This window comes from Spelaeicoccus albus, from assembly GCF_013409065.1.
Lineage (GTDB): Bacteria > Actinomycetota > Actinomycetes > Actinomycetales > Brevibacteriaceae > Spelaeicoccus > Spelaeicoccus albus.
This window is the reverse complement of sequence record NZ_JACBZP010000001.1, coordinates 3,997,008-4,016,241: the sequence shown is the minus strand read 5'-3', so window position 1 is coordinate 4,016,241 and position 19,234 is coordinate 3,997,008. Positions and strand designations below refer to the sequence as shown.

At 63.5% G+C, this 19,234-nt stretch carries 16 protein-coding genes; 9 read left to right on the top strand and 7 right to left on the bottom strand.

Going from position 1 to position 19,234, the window contains the following annotated elements; translation table 11 throughout:
• Positions 1 to 9 precede the first annotated feature (9 nt).
• The 4 genes from lysS to BJY26_RS18650 all read left to right on the top strand — a co-directional run bounded on the left by lysS (position 10) and on the right by BJY26_RS18650 (position 5,632).
• Complete coding sequence (gene lysS, locus BJY26_RS18665; RefSeq protein WP_237248893.1) at positions 10 to 1,479, top strand: lysine--tRNA ligase; 1,470 nt, start codon at positions 10 to 12, stop codon at positions 1,477 to 1,479.
• A 310-nt stretch (positions 1,480 to 1,789) separates the two neighbouring features.
• Positions 1,790 to 2,125, top strand: a complete 336-nt coding sequence (locus tag BJY26_RS18660) for a histone-like nucleoid-structuring protein Lsr2 (RefSeq protein WP_179429652.1) — start codon at positions 1,790 to 1,792, stop codon at positions 2,123 to 2,125.
• 285 nt (positions 2,126 to 2,410) lie between these two features.
• Complete coding sequence (locus tag BJY26_RS18655) at positions 2,411 to 4,912, top strand: ATP-dependent Clp protease ATP-binding subunit (protein ID WP_179429651.1); 2,502 nt, start codon at positions 2,411 to 2,413, stop codon at positions 4,910 to 4,912.
• 69 nt (positions 4,913 to 4,981) lie between these two features.
• A complete protein-coding gene (locus tag BJY26_RS18650; protein WP_237248886.1) occupies positions 4,982 to 5,632 on the top strand; it encodes an amino-acid N-acetyltransferase in 651 nt (216 codons plus the stop codon).
• Here BJY26_RS18650 and BJY26_RS18645 read toward each other — a convergent pair.
• Positions 5,629 to 6,612 carry a LacI family DNA-binding transcriptional regulator gene (locus BJY26_RS18645; protein ID WP_179429650.1) on the bottom strand — a complete coding sequence of 328 codons (984 nt, stop codon included), beginning with the start codon at positions 6,610 to 6,612 and terminating at the stop codon, positions 5,629 to 5,631. The genes BJY26_RS18650 and BJY26_RS18645 overlap by 4 nt on opposite strands.
• Positions 6,613 to 6,748: 136 nt before the next feature.
• Between BJY26_RS18645 and BJY26_RS18640 the strand changes: the two genes are divergently transcribed.
• The 3 genes from BJY26_RS18640 to BJY26_RS18630 are packed head-to-tail and all read left to right on the top strand — an operon-like array spanning position 6,749 to position 9,970.
• Positions 6,749 to 8,185 carry an extracellular solute-binding protein gene (locus BJY26_RS18640; RefSeq protein WP_218852500.1) on the top strand — a complete coding sequence of 479 codons (1,437 nt, stop codon included), beginning with the start codon at positions 6,749 to 6,751 and terminating at the stop codon, positions 8,183 to 8,185.
• Positions 8,185 to 9,111 carry a carbohydrate ABC transporter permease gene (locus BJY26_RS18635; RefSeq protein ID WP_179429649.1) on the top strand — a complete coding sequence of 309 codons (927 nt, stop codon included), beginning with the start codon at positions 8,185 to 8,187 and terminating at the stop codon, positions 9,109 to 9,111. Before BJY26_RS18640 ends, BJY26_RS18635 begins: the two co-directional genes overlap by 1 nt.
• Positions 9,095 to 9,970 carry a carbohydrate ABC transporter permease gene (locus tag BJY26_RS18630; RefSeq protein ID WP_218852498.1) on the top strand — a complete coding sequence of 292 codons (876 nt, stop codon included), beginning with the start codon at positions 9,095 to 9,097 and terminating at the stop codon, positions 9,968 to 9,970. The genes BJY26_RS18635 and BJY26_RS18630 overlap by 17 nt, the downstream gene beginning before the upstream one ends.
• On the opposite strand, the gene BJY26_RS18625 is transcribed toward BJY26_RS18630, so the two are convergent.
• Genes BJY26_RS18625 through BJY26_RS18610 form a run of 4 tightly spaced genes read right to left on the bottom strand, consistent with a single transcriptional unit; the run spans position 9,956 to position 16,545 of the window.
• Positions 9,956 to 12,232: a GH116 family glycosyl-hydrolase gene (locus BJY26_RS18625; RefSeq protein WP_179429648.1), complete on the bottom strand. Its 2,277-nt coding sequence runs from the start codon at positions 12,230 to 12,232 to the stop codon at positions 9,956 to 9,958. The genes BJY26_RS18630 and BJY26_RS18625 overlap by 15 nt on opposite strands.
• Before the next feature lie 26 nt (positions 12,233 to 12,258).
• Complete coding sequence (locus tag BJY26_RS18620) at positions 12,259 to 13,353, bottom strand: glycoside hydrolase family 172 protein (RefSeq protein ID WP_179429647.1); 1,095 nt, start codon at positions 13,351 to 13,353, stop codon at positions 12,259 to 12,261.
• Positions 13,354 to 13,369: 16 nt separating this feature from the next.
• Positions 13,370 to 15,004, bottom strand: a complete 1,635-nt coding sequence (locus BJY26_RS18615; RefSeq protein ID WP_179429646.1) for a fucose isomerase — start codon at positions 15,002 to 15,004, stop codon at positions 13,370 to 13,372.
• On the bottom strand, positions 15,001 to 16,545 hold the full coding sequence (locus BJY26_RS18610) for an FGGY-family carbohydrate kinase (protein WP_179429645.1): 1,545 nt from the start codon (positions 16,543 to 16,545) through the stop codon (positions 15,001 to 15,003). Before BJY26_RS18610 ends, BJY26_RS18615 begins: the two co-directional genes overlap by 4 nt.
• A gap of 121 nt (positions 16,546 to 16,666) precedes the next feature.
• Here BJY26_RS18610 and BJY26_RS18605 point away from each other — a divergent pair, with 121 nt between their 5' ends.
• A complete protein-coding gene (locus BJY26_RS18605) occupies positions 16,667 to 17,581 on the top strand; it encodes a methyltransferase domain-containing protein (protein WP_237248888.1) in 915 nt (304 codons plus the stop codon).
• On the opposite strand, the gene BJY26_RS18600 is transcribed toward BJY26_RS18605, so the two are convergent.
• Both BJY26_RS18600 and BJY26_RS18595 read right to left on the bottom strand, forming a co-directional pair.
• Entirely contained in the window at positions 17,578 to 17,970 is a 393-nt protein-coding gene (locus BJY26_RS18600) for a YybH family protein (protein WP_179429644.1), read from the bottom strand. The genes BJY26_RS18605 and BJY26_RS18600 overlap by 4 nt on opposite strands.
• Positions 17,971 to 17,972: 2 nt before the next feature.
• A complete protein-coding gene (locus BJY26_RS18595) occupies positions 17,973 to 18,506 on the bottom strand; it encodes a MarR family winged helix-turn-helix transcriptional regulator (RefSeq protein WP_179429643.1) in 534 nt (177 codons plus the stop codon).
• A gap of 54 nt (positions 18,507 to 18,560) precedes the next feature.
• On the opposite strand from BJY26_RS18595, the gene BJY26_RS18590 reads away from it, so the two are divergent.
• Positions 18,561 to 19,175 (top strand): mycothiol-dependent nitroreductase Rv2466c family protein, encoded by a 615-nt coding sequence (locus BJY26_RS18590; RefSeq protein ID WP_179429642.1) that lies wholly within the window; start codon positions 18,561 to 18,563, stop codon positions 19,173 to 19,175.
• The last annotated feature ends 59 nt before the right edge of the window (positions 19,176 to 19,234 follow it).

Below are 19,234 nucleotides of genomic sequence, written 5' to 3'. Positions count from 1 at the left end.
GATCTCGAAATGCCCGAACAACTGCGCATCCGCCGGGAAAAGCGCGACCGCCTGATCGCCGCCGGCCGGGAAGCTTACCCGGTGAGCGTGCAGCGCACGCATTCGCTGGCGCAGGTACGACAAGCGCACGGCGATCTTGAAGCCGGCCAGGAAACCGACGACGTCGTCGGCGTGACCGGCCGGGTCGTCTTCGGGCGCAACACCGGCAAATTGTGCTTTGCCACTCTGCAGGCCGGCGACGGAACGCGGTTGCAAGCCATGCTGAGTCTTGCCGAGGTCGGCGCCGATTCGCTGCAGGCATGGAAGGACGACATCGACCTCGGCGACCACGTGCTGGTGCACGGACGCGTTATTTCCTCCAAACGAGGTGAGCTGTCGGTTCTCGCCGATTCCTGGCAATTGACGTCAAAGGCGCTGCGCCCGCTTCCGACCTTGCATAATGAATTATCCGACGAAGGCAGGGTCCGCCGTCGGTATATCGACTTGATTGTGCGCGACGAAGCGCGGGCGGCGGTGCGCACGCGCTCAGCAGTGATGAAAAGCCTGAGATCCACATTCGATTCTCGGGGATTTCTCGAAGTGGAAACGCCGATGCTGCAGACTTTGCATGGCGGGGCCGCAGCCCGACCGTTCGTCACGCATATGAATGCATACGATATTGACCTTTACCTGAGAATTGCCCCTGAATTGTTTCTCAAGCGTGCAGTCGTCGGCGGCATTGACAGGGTCTTCGAGATAAACCGCAACTTCAGAAACGAAGGCGCGGATTCGACCCATTCGCCCGAGTTCGCCATGCTGGAGGCATACGAGTCATACGGCGATTATCACTCGATCGCCGATTTGACGCAGACACTCGTGCAAAATGCGGCACGCGATGCGCTGGGCACTTTGACGCCGACGCTTACCGACGGCACCGAATACGATTTGAGCGGAAAATGGCGGCGAATCGAAATGTACGGTTCGCTCTCCGATGCCGTGGGAATCGCTGTGACACCGGAAACGTCGATCGACGAACTGCGGGACCTTGCCGGAAAGCACGACGTCCCGCTTCCGGCCGGGCACGTCACTCACGGCAAGCTCGTGGAAGAGCTGTGGGAGCACTTCGTCGGACACGATTTGTACGAGCCCACGTTCGTGTGCGATTTCCCGGTGGAGACCTCGCCGCTGGTTCGCGACCACAGGTCGACGCCGGGCGTCGTGGAGAAGTGGGATCTCTACGTCCGCGGCTTTGAATTGGCGACCGGCTATTCCGAACTCGTCGATCCGGTAATTCAGCGCGCCCGCCTGGTGGAGCAGGCCAAGGCCGGGAAAGCCGGCGACGTCGAGGCGATGGCGCTGGACGAGGACTTCCTGACTGCCATGGAGCAGGGTATGCCGCCGACCGGCGGCATGGGGATGGGGATCGACAGGCTCCTGATGGCGCTGACCGGCCTCGGAGTGCGTGAGACGATCATGTTCCCGCTGGTCAAACCCGAATAGTCTCGTACGCCCCGGCGGCGGTAGAATCGAGTCGTGCAGTACGTAGCGGTAATATTTCCGACGGTCGGCGTAGCGGCGATTTTCTATGTCGCAATGCGGGCGATCATTTTGGCCGATCGACGCGAGCGTGCGGAATTGGCCAAGTTGGAACGGAAAGAGCACGCTCACGATGACATAAATAACGAGAGTCATCAAAACACCCGGTAACGCTACTTGAGAATCATTGATTTTGCCGGCACTTCTTTGGCGCGTATTATCAAAGACGTCAACCGACTAGCAGAATTCCAATAGCTCTGGGGGATAGCCTCTAATGGCACAAAAAGTCCAGGTCATCTTGATTGACGATTTCGATGGCGGCGACGCGACCGAGACGGTTCGCTTTTCACTTGATCGCGGAACCTATGAAATCGATCTGTCGACGAAGAATGCGGATGCGCTGCGCGAAACCATGGCGCCGTGGATTGCGAAAGCTCGCCGGGTAGCAGCCGATAAGCCGGCTCGCCGCGGAAAGAGCAGCGGCTCGTCGGCTGCCCGGAAGGAAACCGGAGAAATCCGCGAATGGGCAAAGCAGAACGGCCATAACATTGGCGATCGGGGCCGAATTCCGACCGAGATCGTGGAGGCATTCCGCGCAGCCAAGCGGTAAATGAATTTGCGGTAATTCAGCGATAAAGGCGGGCGGCTCTTCGAGTCGCCCGCCTTTCGCGTGCAGCGAACACATTTTCGGAACAGGCGGGCGGCCGGTCATGGTTGACATAGATGTCTTCAATGTCAGCAGCCTTCCGGCCGATCGTCGGCGGGAAGAATCTCTCACGCTGATGGCGAAACTGGAGCGCCGGCCCCGTTTGGGTCGATAGCATCGAAGTAAGCAAGAGGGCAGTAAGCGACATCGGCCTTACCGGTGTGATGGCGAGGAGTGAAGGAAGTGCCCATGTTCGAACGATTTACCGACCGTGCGCGTCGTGTCGTTGTTCTGGCTCAAGAAGAAGCCAGGATGCTCAACCACAACTACATCGGCACCGAGCACATTCTGCTTGGTCTCATCCATGAAGGTGAGGGCGTTGCGGCCAAGTCGCTTGAATCGCTCGGCATCTCTCTTGATGCCGTTCGCGAGCAGGTGCAGGAGATCATCGGTCAGGGCCAGCAGGCGCCGAGCGGTCATATCCCGTTCACGCCGCGTGCCAAGAAGGTGCTCGAGCTGAGCTTGCGCGAGGCGTTGCAGCTCGGCCACAACTACATCGGCACCGAGCACGTCCTGCTCGGCCTGATCCGTGAAGGCGAAGGCGTCGCGGCCCAGGTTCTGGTCAAGCTCGGCGCCGATCTGACCCGGGTACGTCAGCAGGTCATTCAGTTGCTGCAGGGGTATCAGGGCAAGGAGCCGGCGAACGCCGGCGGAGCCACCGAGGGACAGCCGTCCGGATCGCTGGTCCTCGATCAGTTCGGACGCAATCTCACGGCAGCCGCACGCGAACGCAAGCTCGATCCCGTGATAGGGCGCGAAGGCCAAATGGAGCGCGTCATGCAGGTGCTCTCGCGTCGCACCAAGAACAACCCGGTGCTGATCGGCGAGCCGGGAGTCGGCAAGACCGCCGTCGTCGAAGGGCTTGCTCAAGCCATCGTGCGCGGCGAAGTACCGGAGATGCTCCGGGACAAGCAGCTGTACACGCTCGACCTGGGGTCGCTCGTGGCAGGCTCGCGCTACCGCGGCGATTTCGAAGAGCGCTTGAAGAAGGTGCTCAAGGAGATCCGCACCCGCGGCGACATCATCTTGTTCATTGATGAGATTCACACGCTCGTCGGCGCGGGCGCCGCCGAAGGCGCAATCGACGCGGCATCGATCTTGAAGCCGATGCTGGCGCGCGGCGAATTGCAGACCATTGGCGCCACCACCATTGACGAGTACCGCAAGTACATCGAAAAGGACGCGGCTCTTGAGCGGCGCTTCCAGCCGATCCAGGTTCCCGAGCCCTCGCTGGCGCACACCATTGAGATCTTGAAGGGTCTGCGCGACAGGTATGAGGCGCACCACCGCGTGACGATCACCGACGGCGCGTTGACCTCGGCGGCCAATCTGGCCGACCGGTACATCAACGACAGGTACCTGCCGGACAAGGCGATCGATTTGATCGACGAGGCCGGAGCCCGGCTGCGCATCCGCCGGCTCAGCGCCCCGCCCGAGATGAAGGAGTTCGACGAGAAGATCGCCCACGCCAGGCGTGAGAAGGAAGCCGCTATCGACGGCCAGGACTTCGAAAAAGCCGCAGGCCTGCGCGATAAGGAAAAGCAGCTCATCGAGGAGAAGTCCGAACGTGAGCGGCAATGGAAGGCCGGCGATATGGACGTCATCGCCGAGGTCGACGAGGAATTGATCGCCGAGGTTCTGGCGAACGCGACGGGCATCCCGATCTTCAAGCTCACGGAAGAGGAATCCTCCAGGCTGCTGCGGATGGAAGACGAACTGCACAAGCGCATCATCGGCCAGGACGACGCCGTCAAGGCGCTGTCGCAGGCGATCCGACGCACCCGTGCGGGCCTGAAGGATCCGAAGCGCCCGGGTGGATCGTTCATCTTTGCCGGGCCGACCGGTGTCGGCAAGACTGAGCTGGCCAAGGCGCTTGCCGAGTTCTTGTTCGGTGACGAGGATTCGTTGATTCAACTCGATATGAGCGAGTTCAGCGAAAAGCACACCGTCTCGCGGTTGTTCGGTTCGCCTCCCGGCTACGTCGGATACGAAGAGGGCGGCCAGCTGACCGAGAAGGTCCGCCGCAAGCCGTTCTCCGTCGTCCTGTTCGACGAAGTGGAGAAGGCCCACGCGGACATCTTCAACTCGTTGCTGCAGATTCTTGAAGACGGGCATCTGACGGACTCGCAAGGCCGGCTCGTCGATTTCAAGAACACCGTGATCATCATGACCACCAACCTCGGCACTCGGGACATCTCGAAGGGCCAGCAGATGGGCTTCCAAATCGAAGGCGATCACAAGACCGACTACGACCGGATGAAGCGTCGCGTCAACGACGAGCTCAAGCAGCACTTCCGTCCCGAGTTCTTGAACCGTGTCGACGACACCATCGTGTTCCCGCAGCTCAGTCAGGAAGAGATCGTGCAAATCGTCGATCTGTTCGTGGCCCGGCTCGATGAACGGTTGCACGACAAGGACATGGGGATCGAGCTCACCAGCGCGGCCAAGAGGATTCTTGCCACTCGCGGATACGACCCGGTGCTCGGCGCCCGGCCGTTGCGTAGGACCATCCAACGCGAGGTCGAGGATCAGATCTCGGAGAAGATCCTTTACGGGGAGCTCAACTCCGGGCAAATCATCCTGGTCGACGTCGAAGGCGAAGGAGACGACGCCGTGTTCACGTTCCGCGGCGAAAGCAAGCCGGAGCTGCCGGAGGTCGCTTCGGTCACGGGAGCATCCGACGAGGAGTAACCGAAACAAGCACACTCGATCCACGGGCCGCGGCGGGGGCGCCGCGGCCCGTGGTGCGAAAATTCATCTATGATGTCTCAACCCGCCGGCCACCGCCCGCACGACTTCATCGATTCCGGCCACTCGCCAAGAAGGCCGCAGAGCGCAGGTGAGGGCGCCGCCCGGGCCGACAACGCGGCGGGCCCGGACGGCATCGAATTCGAAGTACGCCGGGCACGCACGTCCGATGTCAAAACGATCCGCCGGCTTGTCGAGCCGCTTGCCGAAGATCGGATTCTGCTCGGTAAGGACGCTGTGTCGTATTTCGAAGGCCTACAAGAATTCAAAATCGTCACGGCCGGCCCTACGCGCGCGGTGGCCGGAAACGGCGGCGGGGAAACCGTCGCGTGCGGCGCCCTGCACGTGTTGTGGGAGGATCTGGCCGAAGTGCGCACCGTTGCCACTGACGCACGGTGGCGCGGCCGCGGGATCGGCCGCCGGCTGATTGAATCCCTGCTGGCCGATGCGGCCGATCTCGGCGTGCGCCGAGTGTTTTGCCTGACGTTTGAGGTGAGCTTTTTCACGGGGCTCGGCTTTACGCCGATCGATGGAGCCCCGGTGGAGCCCGACGTGTACGCCGAACTGCTGCGCTCGCACGACGAAGGCGTTGCGGAATTCCTCGACCTGGCGCGCGTGAAACCCAATACGCTCGGCAACACCCGGATGTTGAAAATCCTCTAGCGGCGCGAGCTCTCGCGCACTATCAACGTGGCCGGCAGGTATTCGTTGCGAGGCTCGGCCGGGCCCGAGCCGCTCAGCCGATCGAGCAGCAACTCGCCGGCGCGGCCGCCCATCTCGTACGCCGATTGCGACACCACCGAGATCGCGGGATCGAGCAGCCGAGCCCACGGCGCGTCGTCGAACATGACAAGCCCGACGTCCGAGCCGACCCGCAGTGCCCGGCGTCGCAGCTCGCCGAGAACGCCGAGTGCCAACATCGAATTGGCCACAAAGAACGCATCGGGCCGCGCGTCGGAATCAAGCAAATCAGCCGCGGCGGCCCTCCCGCCCTCGCTGTCGTAGGAAACATGCCGCGTGAGATCGTCGGTGCCGTGCGCGTCCACGGCGAGCACGGAGCCGGCATGTCTGGCCTCGGCAGTCTCGGCGTCCGCGGGGCCGGTAATGCATGCCGGACGACGCCAGCCTTCAGCCAGTAAATGCTCGGTAGCGATCCTCGCCCCCTCGGACGACTTGGTGCGAACCGTGTCGAGTTCGGCGCCGCACGAGCGATCGACAACGACAACCGGGATCCCCGCGGCACGAAGCTCGGAGACGTCCGTCGACGCATTGCGCGGCGCCAAAATGAGGCCGGCGACATGCTCGCCGGCCGCGACTTGCAAGTAGCGGGCCTCCCGCTCCTGGTCCTCATCGGAATTGCAAAGCAGCACCGAGTATCCGTTGCTGCGGGCGGCATCCTCCACGCCGCGTGCCACGGCCGTGTAGAAGGGGTTTTCGATGTCGGTGATGACAAGCGCCCATACGGATGTCCGGCGGCGGCGAAGATTTCGCGCGACGGCGTTCGGGCGGTAACCCAGGGACTCCGCGGCCGCCCGCACCCGTTCGGCAAGAGCCGGGTCGACGGTGGAGTTGTTGTTCAAAGTGCGTGACACCGTCGCCACGGATACGTCGGCCGCTGCAGCGACATCGCCGATCTTGACCACGCTCACTCCAATCGTCGTCCGGGGTTTTCACTCATTTTCCGTTCAGGGAAAGCTGCCTGCAATCGTAGCGCCGTACACCCTTGACGGGTCCATACCGACGTGGTTCTATGGACGGTAATCGATTACCGAGAGTGTGGTGGTCGAATACCGAAGGCTCTTTCCGCACGGTGCGGACGAGGCGGCCGCAATCATTGGGGGCAAAGTGATCGAGTCTGACAACCAGCAAGTCGCGGCACGGCCGGACGGGCTCGACAGGCGCGGATTCCTTCGCCTGGGAGCCGGAGCGGCAGCTGTCGGAGCGGTCACTCCGTTGTTGGCGTCCTGTGGCGGAAGCAGTGGCGGCGGCAGTGCAAAAGAACTGACGTTCTGGAACTTCTACGGCCCGGCACCGGACAAGAACCCGGCGAGTAAGTGGTTCGTCAAAATGGCGTCGGACTGGAACGACAGCCACGACGTCAAGGTCAAGCTACGGTATATCGCCAACAAGGACTACGTTTCCGGCAATACGCTGCAAAGCTCGTTTGCGGCGGGCAGCGGCCCGGACATTTTCCTTTTGAGCCCGGGCGACTTTCTGCGCTATTACAACGGCGGCGTCCTGAAGGACCTGACGCCGAGTCTGAAGAAGGAAGTCATCGACGATTTCCTGCCCGGGACGCTCGACACGCGCAAAGTCGACGACAAGATCTTTGCCGTCCCCATGGAGAGCGAGCCGCTGGCCATCTATTACTCCAAGAAGCTCTTTGACCGCGAAGGCATCAAACACGAACCGCGGACATGGGACGAACTGCTTGACGTGGCGAAGCAACTGACGACGAAAAAGCGGTTTGGAATGCTGTTCGAACCGGAGCCGAGCGTGTATCAGAATTTCACGTGGTATCCGTACATGTGGCAAGGCGGCGGAGCACCGGTCGACAAGAACAACAAGGGAACCTTCGACTCCGATCCGGTACGTGCGGCCTTGAAACTGTGGGGCGACTCGGTCAAGACCGGGGTGGCCCCCAAAAAGGCGCTCGGCACCGGCAGCAACGACGCGCCGGCCAACCTGGCGAGCGGATATTGCGCCATGCAGGAGACCGGCATTTGGAGCATTGCCGATTTGAAGGACAAGAACCCGGACTTCGACTACGGCATCTTTCCGCTCCCGACCCCTCCGGGCGGCAAGCCCACGACGATCATGGGCGGGTGGGCTTTTTGCGCAAATGCGAAAGGCGGAAACCCGGACGCCGCCGCGGAGTTCATCGCGTGGGCGCTGGGCTCGATGGACAAGGGCAGCATCGAACGCGGTCGCACGTGGAACACGGGAGCGAAGTCGAACATCCCGGTGCGTGCTTCGGTGCAAAAGGCAGCGGACGCCCGGGGAGCCTTTGACGATCCGAACATGAAGTTCTTTGCGCATGAGATCGCCCCGACCGGCCAAAGCGAGCCGCGGTATCCGCCCAAAATGATCAAGGCGATTTCGAACGCCATCCAGAACGTCCAGCTCAGCGGCGAGGACTCCGTCAAAGCAGCAAAGACGGCGGCGGCGAACATCGACAACTTCCTGAAATCCTATAAGGGAGCACCGATCCTCTAGTGGCACTTCGCACCGGGCGCGGCCAACTCAGTGCGCGCCGGCGCCGGCGGGAGGCGCGAGCCGGCATCCTGTTCCTGCTGCCCGACGCCGTCGGCCTCATCGCGTTCGTCGGGATCCCGATGGTGCTGGCCCTCATCGTGTCGATGTTCTCGGCCGACGGGTTTGGAAATTTCCGGTTCGTCGGGATGGCGAATTTCGAGCACATGGTCGCGGACGACCTGTTTTGGCGCAGCGTGCGGGTCACAGCGCTTTTCGTGCTCGGGTTCGTTCCCGTGACGTTCTTCCTTGCGCTGGGACTGGCCGTGTTGGTGAAGGACAAATTTCCCGGGGTCGGGGCGGTTCGGGCCATCCTGTTTCTGCCGAACGTGCTCAGCCTGGTGGTCATCGGAGTGCTGTGGCAATTCATGCTTGTCGACAAACGCGGCGTGCTGACACAGCTCGGCGGACTCATCGGTCTTGGCGACGTGTCATGGCTCGGCACGCCGAGCCTGGCCCTTGGCACCCTCATCGTCGTGAGCGTGTGGTTCACGATGGGCTACCAGATGTTCTTGTTCTTGGGCGGGTTGACCGATATCCCGCCCGAATATCTCGATGCGGCGCGCATTGACGGCGCGGGGGCGTGGCGCCGGTTCTGGACAGTCACATGGCCGCTCCTGGCACCCACCAGCTTCTTCGTGCTCGTGACATCGCTGGTCGCGGCCGTCACCGGTGTCCAGGCTTTCGACCTCGTCTACGTGCTGACAAAGGGCGGGCCGGCGAATGCCACGTCGACGATAGTGTTCTACATCTACCAGCAGGCATTCAATTTCGGCGATTACGGCTATGCCGCCGCCCTGACGGCCGTGACGGTGATCTTCCTTGTCATTGTGACGGCGGTGCTGCTTTACGTGACGAGAGGCGGACGATTCAATGCCGACGCTGACTAAGCCGCAGACGACCCCGGCTCGGGTGCGTCCGGCACGGCGCCGGAATGCCGAAGTCGGGCGGCGCTCGATGATAGTACGAGCCCTGGTGGCGTGGGCCATCGCGCTGATCACAATGTTCCCGGTCGCTTGGCTCGCGCTTGGCGCGTTCCGCGATTCCGGCGATGTCTTCTCCGGCAAGATCTTCACGCCGCTCACGGTGCACAACTTCGTCTACGTGCTCACCGAGATCCCGTTTCCGCGGTACCTGCTCAACAGTGCGATCGTGTCGGTCAGCGTCACCGTCGTGGCGCTCCTGTTCCATTCGATGGCCGCGTACGCACTGGCCAGGCTCAGGTTTCCCGGCCGAGATCTTGGCTTCACCATGATCCTTTCCACAATGCTGGTCTCGATGCCGGTGATCCTGGTCCCCTTGTTCTTGATCATCAAATGGCTCGGCCTCGTCGACACGTACGGCGGACTCATCGTGCCGGCCATCTTCAACGCATTCGGCATCTTCTTGCTGCGCCAGTACTACCTGAATATTCCGCGCGAGCTCGAAGAGGCAGCGGAATTGGACGGCTGCGGGTATCCGCGGTTGTACTGGAACGTCATTCTGCCGCTCAGCCGCCCGATTCTTGCGTCCCTTGGCGTCTTGTTCTTCCTGGCGAATTGGAACTCGTTCATTTGGCCGTTGGCAATCACCCAGGATCCCAAGCTATGGGTCATCCAGCTGGGCATTTCCAGCCTGCAGGGGCAGTACTCGTCGTCCTGGGGATATATCCTGGCCGGCGCGCTACTGGCGGCCGTCCCCACCGTCGTCGTGTTCTTGCTCGGACAGCGGTGGCTGGTGGATTCGTTGAAGACGTCAGGAAGCAAATAGGCCGAGCGCCTCGGCAACGCCCCACGACGCCATCGAGCGCACGTAGTGGCTACCGCATTCGACTTCGTCGAAAGGGTTGCGCGCCCGGCCGTCGTAACGGCTCCGGACGTCCGCCACGACTCGGAGTCCCTCGTCTCGTCGTCCGGCAAGGATCAGCCCGATGGCTGCCGAATACTCCAGACCGGTCCACACCTCGTTGCAGTACGGCAGCGGCCTGGCCGGCCTATCGCCGTAGGGGAACGTGCAGACCAACAGGCCCGCCTCGTCGCCGGCCGCGAAGGTGCGCATGTGATTGAAATGCCCGTGAAAATCGTCCCGGTGGTTGAACCGGTAGACGCTTCCCATGGCCGTCCGGACGCGGGCCGGGTCCAGACGGGTGTCGAGTCCGCCAAGGGCGGCCATGGCGTGACCCACGAGCTGATCGGCCGTGCATCCGCCGGCGATCTGCAAGTCCGGTGATTCGAGGTCTTCGGAGCCGACGTCGGCATCCGGATCGGGGTACCGGATCCGCAGTCCGTCGGCGATGTTCTTATCCGTACCGGCCGGGATCACCCGCTGCCGGTAATAGTCCCCATTGAACAGTTCACTGTCGGTCAGGCGCGCCCCGCTTGTCAGCACGCGCTCGCAGTCGTCGGCGAAATCGTCGCAGCCGAGCGCCCGAGCCATCTCCGTGCCGGCCGCAAGAGCGGCAAGATACCAGGACTGGATCACACCGGACGGGCCGTAGTACTCGACGTCCATGGTGTTGTGTTGGCAGCCTTCCATCAGGCCGTCCTTGTCGGCGTCCCAGCCTCCCGGGATCCACGCGAATTCCAAGGCGCTGCGCACTCCCGGCCACAGCTCGGCCAGCCGCGCGTCGTCGCCGGTGATCTTCCACAGTCGGTGCATCCGCACTATCGCACCCATCTGACCGTCGGCCGCCCCGGTCGGCCACGCATTGGCGTACTTCTCGGCGGGAAGGCCGGTGCGAAAGCTCATCATGCCGCGTTCGTCGAGCGAATCGACGAACTCGGTACGGCGCATGCTCCAGGCGAGTTCGGGGAAGAGTCGTTCGAGGGCGTACTGGTAGTTCCATACGTGCGTGCAACTGCCGTGGCAGCTGCCCTCGTGCGGCCAGCATCCTTCCCACGCGTAAAACCGGCCGTCGGCAGTGCGAAAGCAGGTAGGGGACTTCAAAACGGCGAGATTGGCAAGCGCGGCGTCCGCGACGGAGGCCGGCAGCGCATCGGCTACTTTCCGAACGAACTCGATGGTTCGCTGCTCGTCGCCGGCCAGGCGGGGCGCGAGCCGTGCGGCGACGGCGGCGGCGTCCGAGTCCATGCCGCAGTAGTGGTTACCGATGAAATCATCGGAATAGGGGCCGAGCCCGTAGGAATCGAACGCGTGGGTCCACGCTCGCCGATGCGGGAAATGCCAGGTGATGAGGAATCGGAACGAGACAGTCTCGCCCGGTGCAATTCGCTTGCCGACCGTCAGGGTGCCGGTCGGGGTGTCGGCTCCGACGTCCGGCTCCGTCACCCGGCCGTCTTCCGTGAAATCGTCCCAGAACTCGAGGAGTGAATCGCCCCACGTCCGTTTGGCCCAGTTCAGTCGGTGTGACGCCGGTACGTCGCCGAGCACGCTGAGCCCGACGGTCCCGTCCGATTCGCCGGGCGCGTCGGAAGTCGAGTGGGAACCGAGCAACGTCGTCACGCCGTCCGCTTCAACCAGTCGAAACGCTCCTCCCGCGCGGATTTGCTTGCCCGTGGCGGCACCGGCGACATTTTGCATGTTCGCGCACACCGAGACCGCCAGTTCGGCGTCACCGGTGTTCGTGATGTCCGCCCGGTAGCTCAGCGCCGGTGCACCGCTGGCATCGGCATCGCCCGGGACGAGCGGATTGAACACGTGCAAGTCCGCGGTCACGGGCAGGTCCGGGTCGGTGAGGTGCACCTGGCCGAGCGGGTAGGCGTGGGCAAACGTGCTGCGGCGGAACCGTGGTAGGCCGTGCATGGTGGCCTCGGATCCGCCCGGACCGGAGCGCTCGGCCGGCCCGAGTTCGCTTTCCAGCACCCGGGTGGCGTGCAGCGACGACGAGCGCAGGTCGACGGCGAAGAACGCGGCAGGGTTGAAGCCGACGCCCGGGCGATTGAACAACTCCCAGTCGACCAGCTGGCCGCGACCGCCCACACTGATGCAGCCGGTGCCGATACCGCCGACAGGCATTTTGACGGCGGCGAGTGCGTCGCCGGCGAACTGGCGGACGTGCGGCCACGCATGCATGTGATCCTCCTGAAGCGGGTCGGTGATCAGGTCAGCGGGTCCATCGGCTCACCCGCCGTGAGTAAAAAATCGGCGCCCGGAAAATCGGGACGGCGCGCGGTGTCCCGGTCGAGGTAGAAGAACGCCGTGGACGCGATGTCGTCGTGCAACGGGTTGTACCGGTGGCCCGGTTTCCACCCGAGCGCCTGGATGTCGACGGTGAGATCCTCGTGGAACCGGATGGGGTCGGGGACGTGCCACCTGTACATGCCGAATCGCTGTTGCGAGTTGTAGAGGCCGTCCGGGCGCAAGACCTGCGGCATTCCGAGGTACGGAGTGCTGAATTCGGTATATCCGGTGCCCGGTACGTCGAAATTCCAGGCGCCGCCAAAGTAGTCCTCGGTGCCGGTGCCGCAAATCGTCGGGTACTCCCGATCGCCGTCCAAGTAGAACTTGATCTCTCCTTCGCCCCACCAACCCGGCGAGTTCACGCCCCACGCCATATACGTGCCAACGTACTGTCCGCGGCCCGTCACGCCCGTGACTATCGGGTGGGTCTCCTTGTCCGGCAACGGGTTCGAGCGCCGGAACTGCGCGTGCAGGACTCCGGACGCCGCTGCCTCCTCGGCGATCGGCGCCCCCTGGTCGTACGTCACCTGGTAATAGAGCGTGGCAACGCTGTCGGCGAGGTTTTCAATTGTCAGTCGGGCCGATCCGGTGAACGGCATGGGCCAATAGCTGTTGAACCCGCCGTGCGGATTCGCGGCAACCATCGCCGAGCCGACCTGGGCGAAGGTGCCCCACCCGTTGGCGAAGAAATCGCCAAGCGGCACTTCGATTGCCGGCTGCTCGGCGCCGTTCCAATACGCCCGCAACACCAGGGAACGCCAGTTGTTGCGGTGGGTGGTGAGCCAGATGTGGGTGATCTTGGCCGGACCGGCGATCGACGCCATCTCGAACGTGGACGACGCGGGGATGTCGACGCTGGGGGAGACCTTCCATCCGGTGCCCAAGTCGGCGGCCGGGGCCGCGCCGGTGCCTTCGGTGGCACGGCCGCCGCCGGCTTTCGCGCCGTCGAAGTTCTCGGGGCTGATCGACCTGGTCTCGATGTCGCGAAGCACTGCGATGCCGGTGGGGAGCATGAGGAGTCCTTTCGAGCTAAAGGGCGACGTCGCCGCACAGGTGCACGTGCAGGCCGAGGGCGTCGAAGAGCGCGGCCTTCGCCGTGAGCGCCTTATCCGCCGTCGCCCCGTCCGGTGCGTACACGACTTGCGCGTGATTGGCCCGGTGGCGGCCCATCAGCTGATTGCGCGAAACGCCGTGCAAGACGGCGTGCATGATCGGCCACTGCGGGTCGGTCGCATCCAAGCGGCGCCGGGTCTCGGCGGCCGGGAGGTCGGCAACGTGTCCGCGGCCGATGTCGACGTGCAATTCGCCGCCCATGATGAACACGCGCGACCACACGATCTGCCCCGGTTTGGAGCAACCGCTGAGGGTGCCGCCGCCGAGCGGGAAGAACATGGGAGGCTGCCGCATGCTGTAGGTCTTGTCGTAGCCGCCGTTGTGGCTGGCCGGCACCGAGCCGGAGATCTCGAAGACCCAGACGAATTCGCCGTCGTATTCCTCGCCCCACCGGATATCGTGCAAGGTAGTGGCAGGGTCGAGCCCCATCGCCGTCCACACCCGGTTCGTCACGAGCGCATCGACGGCCACGCCCTCGTCGACCTCGTTGAAGTGGGGAAGCGGCCGGCCGGCGAACAGTTCACGGGAGCCGTCGCGCGAGAACGCAGGCGGACGGGCGACGTTGTTGAGCAGCCCTTCGGCCAGATCGGACGCCGGTACCGTGTCCTTGAGTCCTTGCTGGTACTGGATGCCGACGGCGTCCAGCCCGAAATCGTCGGATATGCGCAGCGCCGCGATGTACATTTTCATCTGGCTGTGCACTTGCGCCGGCGTGAGGTCGGTCTTCTCGTCCTGTCCGAAGTGGAAGATCAGGCCGGCTTCGTCGAGCCATGTGCGCGCAGCAGCGGCTTCGTCGTCGGTCACCCGGTTCATCTCGGCGACAAGAGCGCTTTGCGACAGTCGTTCCTTGTAAATGCCCAGCGGATTGAGAAGTTCGTCGTCGAAGATGGCGTTGTACATGCCCATGCAGCCTTCATCGAAGACGCCGATGATCGCTTTTTCGTCCCGCAATTGCACGGCAAGTGCGCGGCCCAGTTCGACCTCTTCGGATGTGCCGTCCAAAGCGGGAAGATCGCGCACGTGCGAAGCGTCGTGCGTGATCCGTCCATTGCCCAGCCAGTCCTCGAGCTTGTCGAGGGCCCACTCGTCGGTGAATTCTTTGCTCCACAGGGCCGAGTAGTCGACACCTGCCTTGGTCATCGACCCGGTGAGATTCAACAGTCCGACGAGGCCGGGGAATTCGCCCGCCCAATTGGCCACGACAAGGATCGGCCCCCGGTGGGTGCGTAGGCCCGGCAGCACGTGGTGGCTGTATTGCCAGACCGCTTCGACGACGATCAGCGGGGCATCCGGCGGGATGTGTTTGAATATCTCGATACCGGCGCGCTGGGAGTCGATGAAGCCGTGGCCCTTTTCCGAGTCGACCGGGTGGGCGCGGACCACCGAATACCCCAGGCCCGTCACGGCGCGGGACAGATCGTCTTCAAGCTTCGCTTGCGTGGGCCAGCACTTGACGTTGGCGGCCGGCCGCAGATCTCCGCTTGCCACCGTGTAGACGGCGCCGGGTTCGGCTTTCGAAACCTGCGGGCTCGGCGGGAATGTGTAACTCATTGAGTGCTCCTGTTCCGTGGAGAGGGCCGGTCGGTACGTTCCGGGAAGCCGGCCAGTTCGTGCATGATGTCGGCAGTCGCCGGGTACAGCCGGCGATAGGCGTCGTACAGGCCGTCGTAGACGCGCACAGCGGCCGGTTCGGGCTCTTGGACGTGGGAGATCGGATTCCAGTCGTCCATCACGACGTCCGCTTGCGTTCGGGCGGCCAGGAACGCGGCGCCAAAGCTCGCGCCGATGGTCTTTTCGCGGATCAACTGCGGCCGGCCAGTGACGTCGGAGACTATCTGCGTCCAAATCCCGCCCTGTGTACCGCCGCCGGCAGCGACTATCCGTTCGATGCCGGCCCCTGCTTGTTCCATCGTCTCGATGTTGTGTCGGACGCCGAAGGCCGTCGCCTCGAGTGCGGCCCGGTAGACATCCCCGCGGCCGTGGCTGAGCGTCAAGCCGGCGATGACGCCGCGGGCATCCGGGTCCTGGATGGGAGTGCGCTCGCCGGCGAAGTACGGCAACATGAGCAGCCCGCGTGCTCCGGGCCCGGAGCTCTCGGCATCGGCCAGCAGCGAGGCGTAGCCGGGGGAGCCGAACAATTCGTTCAGCCAGGAGGTGATGGCGCCGGACGTCGCCATGCCGCCGGCGAGATTGCGGGTGCCTTTGAAAGCGCCGACGGTGCCCCACAGGGTCGGTGCGGTGATCTTGCTTTGCAAGGTGTGCACCAGGAACATGGTGGTGCCGTACATGAGCAGGAGGTCGCCGGGGTTTTGTCCGTCGACGCTGACGGCTTCGCTCCACGCGTCGATGGTGCCGGCGATGACGGGGATTCCGGCATGCAGGCCGGTCTCCGCGGCCGCGGCCGCCGTGACGACACCCGCGACGTCGCCCGGCCATACCAGCTCGGGTAGTTCGACGGGACCGGCTATCTCGCTTGCCCACGGCTGCAGCCAGGTCAATGAATCGGTGTCGTACATCGGGGTCGACTGGGATGCCGAATGGTGGTCGAGCACGTATGCGCCGGTGAGCTTGTGGGCCAGGAATGAGCTCGGCATGAAGAGCCTGCGCGCACGGGCGAACGCATCCGGGTCATTGTCGGCGACCCAGGCGATCTTGGGCCCTGCGGCTTGGCTGGAAAGGGCCGATCCGCAAGCAGCTGCTATCCGATCGGCGCCGTAGGTGCGGTTCATGGCGTCTATTTGGCTTGTCGCGCGCGTATCGACTCCGTAGAGGATTGCAGGGCGCACGGGGTGTGCATCGGCATCGGTCAGCAATACGCACGGGCCCATGCCGCTGACTCCGATCGCGACGATTTCGGCGTCGGACGACGCGGTGAGCTTACCGGCCAGACGGACGAATTCGTGCCACCAGAGCTCTCCGTCCATCTCGACCCAGCCCGGATGGGGCCGGGAGACGTCATGCTCGGCTACCTCGGTACCCAAGATTCGGCCATCGAGGCCGACAAGAACTGCCTTGGAGCTGGACGTGCCGATGTCGACTCCCAAGACGGCAGGCACCCGAGCGCGCGTCTGCTTGGAATCGTCCAATGGCATGCTTCCTCCTTGCGGCACCCGGGCAGCTGTCGTGTGCGTTCAGGCTATCCGTAAGAAATCGATTACACAACCGTTGGGCGATGATGATGTCCTCATTGGACGGAATGCTCGGCGTGGCCGCATGAGTCGAGTAGACCACTGCGTCGACACGTTCGTCCTCGTTTCGGGCATCGTGAAAAACAGTGCGGCGACAATTCCGATCAGCGTAGTGTCCGGACACATGGAAGCCGATGGCATTGAACGGGATAATCTCGAGTCACAACAGCGGAAGGACGATCCGGCCGACGAGTGGTTCCCGGAAAGCGTCGCAGCGGATTACGACCTTCCCGGCGGCGCCAACGCGCCGGACGTGATCGAGCCGGTTGTCGAATTGCTGTCCGGTCTCGCCGGCAACGGCCCGGTGCTGGAGTTCGCAGTAGGGACGGGACGGATAGCGGCTCCGCTGGCAGCCCGCGGGGTCGAGGTCAAGGGAATTGAACTCAGCCGGGCGATGGCACCCCGGGTCGTCGAGAAACCCGGTGGCAATGCGGTGGACGTCGCGATCGGGGACATGACAACCACTCGGGTGGCAGGTGAGTTCTCTCTCGTCTATCTGGTGTTCAATACGATCAGCAACCTCACGACGCAGGACGAGCAAGTAGCCGCCTTTTGCAACGCATCCGCGCACTTGCGCCCGGGCGGGTTCTTTCTGATCGAGGACGGCCTACCCGATCTACGACGACTCCCGCCGGGGCAAAACACCGTTCCGTTCTCCGTGTTGCCGGGCCGGGAAGGCGGTGGATACGTGGGGTTTGATCAGTACGATGTGGTGACGCAGAGGTTCACCTCGAACCATGTGAGCGTGTCGGCCGACGGTTCCGGGTCGTTTCGACGGATTCCGTTCCGCTTCGCATGGCCGGCCGAGATGGACTTGATGGCCCGTATTGCCGGAATGAAGCTGAAACATCGTTGGTCCGGCTGGGATCGGTCGGAACTGACCGAAGAGAGCACGAGTCATGTGTCGGTTTGGGTGAAATCGGGCTCGACGCTGCGCTAGGGCATATCGGCGTGCCGGTGGACGAGTTTCCATTCGTCGTTTTCAAAGCGGAAGATCTCGGTCGTGCGCAGCACCATCGGCACGGGGAGCTCCCGGCCTTTGATGTCCATCGTGGCGATCTGCCGCCCCGTCCAGTATGCGAGGTCGCCGCTGGCACCGTGACCGAGTACTTCGAAATGTCCGGTGCTTGCCGGCCCGAATGACGCTGCGCCGGCAATTTGCGCTCGTGCCGCCTCGCTCGCTCCGACTGCCACGTCTCCGCCGGGGGACATGAATGTGGCAGGATCCCGCTTGGTAAGGAGGGATTCCAGTGCTGTCGCATCGCCGCGAATGTAGTCGCCCGATGCCGCTTCCCGCTCGCGCATGAATTCCTCGAACCGTGCTCCCATTGTCAGATTCCTTCCTGGCCGTTGTCGGCTTCGATGTGATTCAGGATTCGGGCGAGCAGGCCGGCGAGCTGGTCTTGTTCGGCGTCATCGAGTGCGGCGATGACCGTCGCTTCATTGGCCATGTGCTCGTTCATGAGGCGATCGGTGAGCGTTCGTCCTCGACCGGTCAACGCGATACTGCGGCCGCGCCGGTCGGACTCGGACGCCTCGCGTGTCACGAGCCCGGCCGCGGCCAGCCGGTCGACGCGCTTTGTGGCCGCGCCCGGGGTGACGAGCATCGCCTCCGCAAGATCGCCGGCCGGCACCGGCCCCGCGGGGTCCCGGCGACGTAGCGCGGCAAGAACGTCGAAGTCTCCGGCGCCCAACCCGGCGGCGGCGAAGGCGGGCCGCAACGATGCGTCGCTGCGGGCCACGATGCGTTGCAATCGGCCGAGGACAAGCAGGGGCCGGGTATCGAGATCGGGCAGCACGTGCTTCCACTCATCGGCCATGCCGGCGACGGCATCCGCTGCCGGTTGGTTCGAACTGCCGCTCATGAAGCGTGCCTCTTTCCTTGACAATTAGTTTCCGTGGAAAATAATATCGTTTCCATGGAAATTATTCAAGAATCGCAGGCAATTGTCTTCGTCGATCCGCAGTGCCCATTTGCGTGGATCACGGCCGGATGGCTGCTTGAAGTCAGTCGCCGGTCACCGCTTCGGCTTCGAATCGAGTTGATGAGCTTGGCCTGCGTCAATGAAAACCGCGAGTTGGATGACTGGTACCGCGACTACAACGACCAGGCGTGGCGTCCGGCCCGGGTCGCGGCCGCGCTGCTTGCCTCGCCGGCCGCGAATATGTGGCAACGCTTTTACTCGACATTTGGCAAGCGTCGCCACGTCGACGGAATGCGTGAGAATGCGACAAATCTGGCCACGACGCTTGCCGAGTTGGAGTTGCCCGCAGTTCTTGCAGAGGCGGCCGAGGACCCCACCTGGGACGACGACCTGAGAGCGCGTACTCGAGCGGCAGTCGAGCCTTCCGGCGGCGAAGGAGGAACCCCCATGGTCCACACCGGCGGTAGGGCGTTCTTCGGCCCGGTCCTCACGGCCATCCCTCGCGGACGTGATGCCATCCGCATGTGGGACGCCGTCAGTACTCTCGCGGGCACTGCCGCCTTTGCAGAGATTCGCGGAGCTCGCGCCGATGGCCTGAACACCGTCTGACTCGGGGAAAGCCCATCGGGGAAAGACGAGCCCAAGCCAACGAAGGCCGCGCTGACGGA